This is a genomic window from Mycobacterium sp. (assembly GCF_052144515.1).
Taxonomy (GTDB): domain Bacteria; phylum Actinomycetota; class Actinomycetes; order Mycobacteriales; family Mycobacteriaceae; genus Mycobacterium.
The window spans coordinates 1-5562 of the sequence record NZ_JBKQQD010000298.1 but is presented as its reverse complement, the minus strand read 5'-3'; the positions used below and the strand labels follow the sequence as shown (position 1 = coordinate 5562).

Sequence of the window (5562 nt, the reverse complement as noted above, 5' to 3'; positions counted from 1 at the left end):
CCACACCACGTCGCACACCGCCGTAAGCGCTGTGGCACAAGATAATCCAGGATCTGGGCGTCAGATGTTGATGAGAAAGAAAACTGGCCAGAGCTTGTGGCTCTGACCAGTGTGTTCTCTGTGGAGCCAAACCGGCACTGAGCTGCGAAATGACATGCGTTGTGATTCACCAGAATTGACCTCTGTGGACACTGAGTGTGCCCAAAATGTGCCCAGCCAGTCCCTCGACTGACAGCGCGCGATTGCGCTCGCTTAGAGCGCCCAATTACGCGCGGCGTGCGATGTGGGCCGCAAGCAATATTAATCAGCGACATCGGCTGTAATTCAACAACTTTGGCGCATCTCGACGATAGAATCGAATAGAAGGAAAATCATCGATGTGAGGTGCTGGGATGAGTACGACTTGTGCCGAGGAACAGAGTCCGGTTGACCGCCTCCTGGCCTGCATTCGTGTTGCGAGCGCCTGATGGCCAAGCGACGCACCTACAAGCGCGACCGGCGGGGCCGGTTCGCGTCGACCGGTAGCACCCAAGTCAAACGGATCAGACGCAAGACAAACCGTCGCCGTCCCCGATATGTGCGAGGAAGCCTTGGCAAGACCCTGCGAGTCGGCCGCGTAGGCCCTGGGGGCGATTACGCGGGCGTACACGTCGGCGCGAAGTTGCGCATAAAGCGTCGCGGCGAATACTACGTCGGCGTTTCGGCCGGCCGCAGAATTGCGACGCCGTTCTCGCCCTACTAGCGGTCCGATGCGCAGCTGAGGGCCACCGGGCTGGGGCCAGGGGGGTGTGACCGAGCGCGAGCGGGTTCGACTGGCGCCCTGGATGATTGAGCTGCACCCAAATCGGAACGCCGGCGTCTTTGGTGGACTTGGCCCAGCGTGACAGTGCGTCCAGGTTTCGCTCGTCTTCGATGACGACGTTGCCCGGCTCGCCGAGTTGCGTGCGATCGACCATCAGATTGCCGGTGACGATCAGACCGTAGCCACCTTGGCTCCAGCTCGTGTATAGCCGGTCGATTCGCTCGTCGGGAGAGTTTTGCTTGTCGCCGAGCCACTCTCGCTCAACGCAGCTTTCATGATCCGATTCGGCAACACCTGGCCACAGGGCAGCGTCAGCGGGTCGCGCAGGGAAGTCATACGGCTTTTCCTTTCGTGTGGGCCGCCCGCAGCGGACCCTTGTCCCGCGACAATTGCCGCGTCAGGAACTCGACCTGGCCCCGCACCAGTGCCTCGAAGGACTCGCCGAGGTAGAAGTCGAAATGGCCGGCGTCGTAGCGTTTGATCTCGCCCCGGGGTGCGGTGCGCGCGTATCGCAGGGTTTGGGCCGGTGGCGTGACGCTGTCGGTGTCGCTGATGCAGAACAGGATTGGGAATCTGATTTTCTTTGCCGCACGTCCGGGCCGATAGGTGGCGATGGTCGGCGCGACCCGCGCCGCTACCTCGTTCCGGAAGGTCGTGTCGGGTGGTAGCAGCGCCTCGTAGCCGGGAAGGGCGTCTGGAGCGTGCATCAGGGCAAGCGAACCCGGGGGACCTGCGAGCGGGATCATCGCGGGCGGCCTGCGAAAGACCATCGAGGCGACATCCCGTGCGACTGACGGCAAAACTTTCAGAGATTCACTTGGGCCCAGCGCGAGCGCTGAGGCTAGGCCGTCGGTGAACGGGCACTGGGCGACCGCCGCTTTCAGCTCCGGATGGCGTGAGGCGACGGTGATGGAGTGCCCGCCGCCGAAGGAGCTTCCCCAGACGGCAATCCGTGTGCCGTCGACGTCGCTACGATCCTTCACCCAAGCGATGGCGGCATCCCAGTCGGCAAGCTGTCGCTTGATCGACAGCAGCTGACGAGGCTGGCCCCCGCTGTCACCGAAGTGGCGATAGGTGAAGGCCAACGCGGCGATACCGGCCTGCGCGAACCGCTCGGCGAAGGCGTCCAGGCGCATCTCACGTGTCGCGCCGAGGCCGTGCCCGAGGATGACCACGGGCGGTGAGGCGACTCCGGCGGGCAGGTAAAGCCATGCGGCACAGGTGTCCTCGCCGGAAGTGAACGAGACGTCGTGACGGGTATACGGCTGCACAGTGCTCATTACCGGCTCACCGCACCGTTGGTCGAGCCGGCCGCCGACACTCGGCCCGATTCGAGCGCTTGTGCGTACCTGTCCGGGCGGTAGAGAGGTAGCTCGCCGGTGGAGTCGGTATCAGAGAGGTACTGAAGCATCAGTTCCTGACCCTCCTCGGACTGATCGGTCTGTAGAAACTCGGTGCGCTCGACGTGAAGGCCTTCCGGCAACGACATCGAGCCGCCGAAGTACACCGACCTCTTGATGGCTTCGACTGACCCCTTGGTCCGCTTTCCGAAGTAGTCGGCAAGTTCGGCCGCCCGCGTGACGACGTCGTTGGGCGCCACGACGTCGTCGACCGCCCCATTGGCCAGTGCCTGCGCGGGCGTGAACGGCTTGCCGTCGAGGATCGCAAGCAGTGATTTGTGGGTGCCGATGAGCCGGGTCAGTCGCTGGCTGCCGCCACCGCCCGGCATGATCCCGAGGAGGACTTCTGGCTGGCCGATGAAGAACTCACCATCGGCCATGACGCGCAGATCGCAGGCCCAGGCGAATTCCGCGCCCAGACCCAGCGCCGAACCGTTCAGGGCGGCAACGAAGATCACGCCGCTGGCGTTCATGCGCAAGAACGTCGCGTGCAGGCGATCGAGCTGGGCGGCTCCCCGAAGCGGGGTCCTGCGCAGAACGGGCTCGGGGACGCGAGCGCGGTCTACGGCTCGGGCCAGGCGCAGAACGGCAGATGCGCCGCGTCGGTTCAAGTCCGGGACCGCGGCACCCTCTGCCTGGAGCCACCGCACGTCGGCATGACTGACGAACCGGCCGGGACGCGCGCCGGTGAAGACGACTGCGTGGACGTTTGGATCACGGTCGACGCGGCCCACCAACTCGTCGAGCTCGTTGGCGGTGTCGACGCCGAACAAGCTGTGAGGGCCGCCGTCGACCCGCACGATCAAGGTGGCTCCGCGGTCCTCGATCTCGAGGTGGCTGTTGTCTTGGTGTGTCATGGCTATTGCTTTCATTGGTTGGTGTGATGCCCTGCCGGTTGGCGACGAAGTTCAGTCGAGGGTGATGACGACCTTCCCGGCCTTAGCTTTGCCGCGCTCGGCGTAGGCGAGTGCTTCGAGCGTCTGGTCGAAGGAGAAGGTTGAGTCGATGAGCGGGCGGAGATGGCCCGCGTCGTAAAGGGCCCCGAGCTCTTCGAGCTGTGCGCCGCTGGCGCGCATGAAGAAGAACGAGTAGCGCACACCGAGCTTCCTGGCGAGCCTGCGGACCTTGCGGCTCAGGAACGACATCACGAGCGCGAATGGCTTGGGGGCGCCGACCTGTTTGACGAATCCGGCGTCGGGCGGGCCCGCAACGCCGATCGCTAAGCCGCCGGGCTTGAGCACAGTGAGCGATTTCATGAGGTTCTCGCCGCCGAGCGAGTCCAGCACGAGGTCGTAGCCGGAGAGGATCTTGGAGAAGTCCTGCTTGGTGTAGTCGACGACGACGTCGGCTCCGAGATCGCGGACGAGGTCCTCGGTGGCACCGCTGGCGGTCGTCGCCACGTGGGCTCCGAGGTGCTTGGCGAGCTGAATCACGGTGGACCCCAGCCCACCGGCGCCGGCGTGGACGAGGACCTTGTGCCCGGGCTTGACCTGAGCCTTCTCGACCAGAATCTGCCAGGCGGCCAGAGCGACCAAAGGCACGGCGGCGGCCTCGTGCAGAGTAAGCGCGACCGGCTTGAGTGCGACGTCGTTCTCGTCGATCGCGATGTACTCGGCGAAGGTGCCGATGCGCAGGTCGCGGGGGCGGGCGTAGACCTCGTCGCCGACCTTGAAATTGCGGACGTCCGCACCAACCTGGGTCACCACTCCGGCGACGTCGTGGCCGATCACGAAGGGCGTCTTGTACTTCAGGAGTTGCTTGAACTCGCCGTTGCGGACCATCTTGTCCAACGGGTTGATGCTCGCCGCACTCACCCGGACCAGGACGTCACCCTTGCCGACCTTCGGAACGGGTACGTCGGCGGCCCGGATGCCGTCCTTGCCGTACTGCGTGACGACGAATGCCTTCATGTCGGTCTACTTTCAATCGCTACTGCGTTAGTCGAAGATTCTGAGGCCAAGCGGTTTTCGGCGCCCGGTACGAGTTGGTCATGTCTTCCCAATGCCGCTACCTCGCGTTCGAGCGCCGGTGTCACCTCGGCCGCGAAGCGCCTCATCCACGGCCAAGCGGCCGGTGAGTTCAGGGCGGCCTTGGCCCAGTTGGCGACGACAACAGCGCGCGGAACGTATACGCGACTGCGCCGGTGCACGAGCCCGCGGACAATCGCTGCGCCGGCTCGGTCGACACTCGTGGTGACATTGCCCGGATACGGCAGCCTCTCGCGCAGTTCCCGGAATGAGGGCAGGTCCGCCTCGGCGCCTCGGACGAGGTCGGTGTCGATCCACGAGGGATGGACGAGGCCGACGGTGATACCGAGGTGCGCCACCTCTTGGCGGTAGGCCAGGGCGAGCATCTCAACGCCTGCCTTGCTTGCGGCGTAGGAGGCCAGCCCGGCAATCGGCGTGAAGGATATCGCCGACGCCACCACCATCGCGTGGCCTCGGCTGCGCTCCAGGTGAGGTGTCGCGTATTTGAGCGTGCGGAAAACGCCGTTCAGGTTGATGTCCAGCACTCGCTCGAAAGACGCTTCGTCGGCCTGCCGCACCGTCCCGTACGCGGCAATCCCGGCGTTGGCGACGATTATGTCGATGCCGCCCATGGTGATTGCGCAATCATCAATCGCCGACCGCAAGGCGGCGCTGTCGCGCACATCGGCCTCCCGCCAGGACGCCGTCGGACCCAGGTCGTCGGCGAGAGTACGTAACCGATCGGGCTCAAGTCCGATGAGAGCCACACGAGCTCCTCGGGCGGCGGCAAGGCGTGCCACCTTCTCTCCGATGCCACGCGCGGCTCCGGTGATGACCAGCTTGCTACCCGACAAGTTGCGACGCATGAGATGACCCCTCCTTTTTTTGCCGACGTATTCAGGCAGTGCTGGTGACGGACGAGCGGTGTAGCGGCGGGATGCGGTAGCCGCCAAGAACCTCGGTGAGCAGGGCGGCGAACTCCACGGTGGTGCGGTCTCCCCCGGGCGGCCCCATCGCCTGGATGCCGATGGGTAGGCCCGCCGCCGTGGTGGCGACGGGCATCGTCGTGGCCGGCGCACCGGCGATGTTGGCCAGCGCGCTCCACTTGGTCTGGTCCCAGTAGGAGCGGGCGACACCGTCGACGACGATGGTGCGGCCAAAACGGTCATGGTCTTTGTTGTGATGGGCGGGCGCGGCGGTGGGGGTGACGGGCAGGAGCAGCACGTCGAACTCTTTGAAGAATCCGACCCAGCGCGCCGCGATCTCTCGACGCGCCGCGTCGCGGAGCAACCACGCGCGATGGCTTTGGATCGTGCCCCGCAGTGCGGCTCCGGCATCACCACGGGGATGCCTGAGCGAGCGCAGGGCAAGGGCGCTGCCGGAGCGTGGGCTG

Annotated in this window: 5 protein-coding genes and 1 pseudogene; all 6 read right to left on the bottom strand. The window is 65.1% G+C overall.

Annotation, left to right across the window (positions count from 1 at the left end; genetic code table 11):
- Positions 1-761: 761 nt before the first annotated feature.
- Positions 762-1138: pseudogene (locus ACLP9N_RS20065) on the bottom strand (oxidoreductase); the annotation flags it as partial.
- Positions 1135-2082, bottom strand: coding sequence for an alpha/beta hydrolase (locus ACLP9N_RS20060; RefSeq protein ID WP_442409058.1), 948 nt, complete (start codon positions 2080-2082; stop codon positions 1135-1137). The pseudogene ACLP9N_RS20065 and the gene ACLP9N_RS20060, both read right to left, overlap by 4 nt.
- Entirely contained in the window at positions 2082-3059 is a 978-nt protein-coding gene (locus ACLP9N_RS20055) for an enoyl-CoA hydratase/isomerase family protein (RefSeq protein WP_442409057.1), read from the bottom strand. The genes ACLP9N_RS20060 and ACLP9N_RS20055 overlap by 1 nt, the downstream gene beginning before the upstream one ends.
- Before the next feature lie 51 nt (positions 3060-3110).
- A complete protein-coding gene (locus ACLP9N_RS20050; protein WP_442409056.1) occupies positions 3111-4112 on the bottom strand; it encodes an NADP-dependent oxidoreductase in 1002 nt (333 codons plus the stop codon).
- Positions 4109-5035, bottom strand: a complete 927-nt coding sequence (locus ACLP9N_RS20045; protein WP_442409055.1) for a short-chain dehydrogenase/reductase — start codon at positions 5033-5035, stop codon at positions 4109-4111. Before ACLP9N_RS20045 ends, ACLP9N_RS20050 begins: the two co-directional genes overlap by 4 nt.
- 31 nt (positions 5036-5066) lie before the next feature.
- A partial coding sequence (locus ACLP9N_RS20040; protein WP_442409054.1) for an amidase family protein occupies positions 5067-5562 on the bottom strand: 496 nt, incomplete at its 5' end.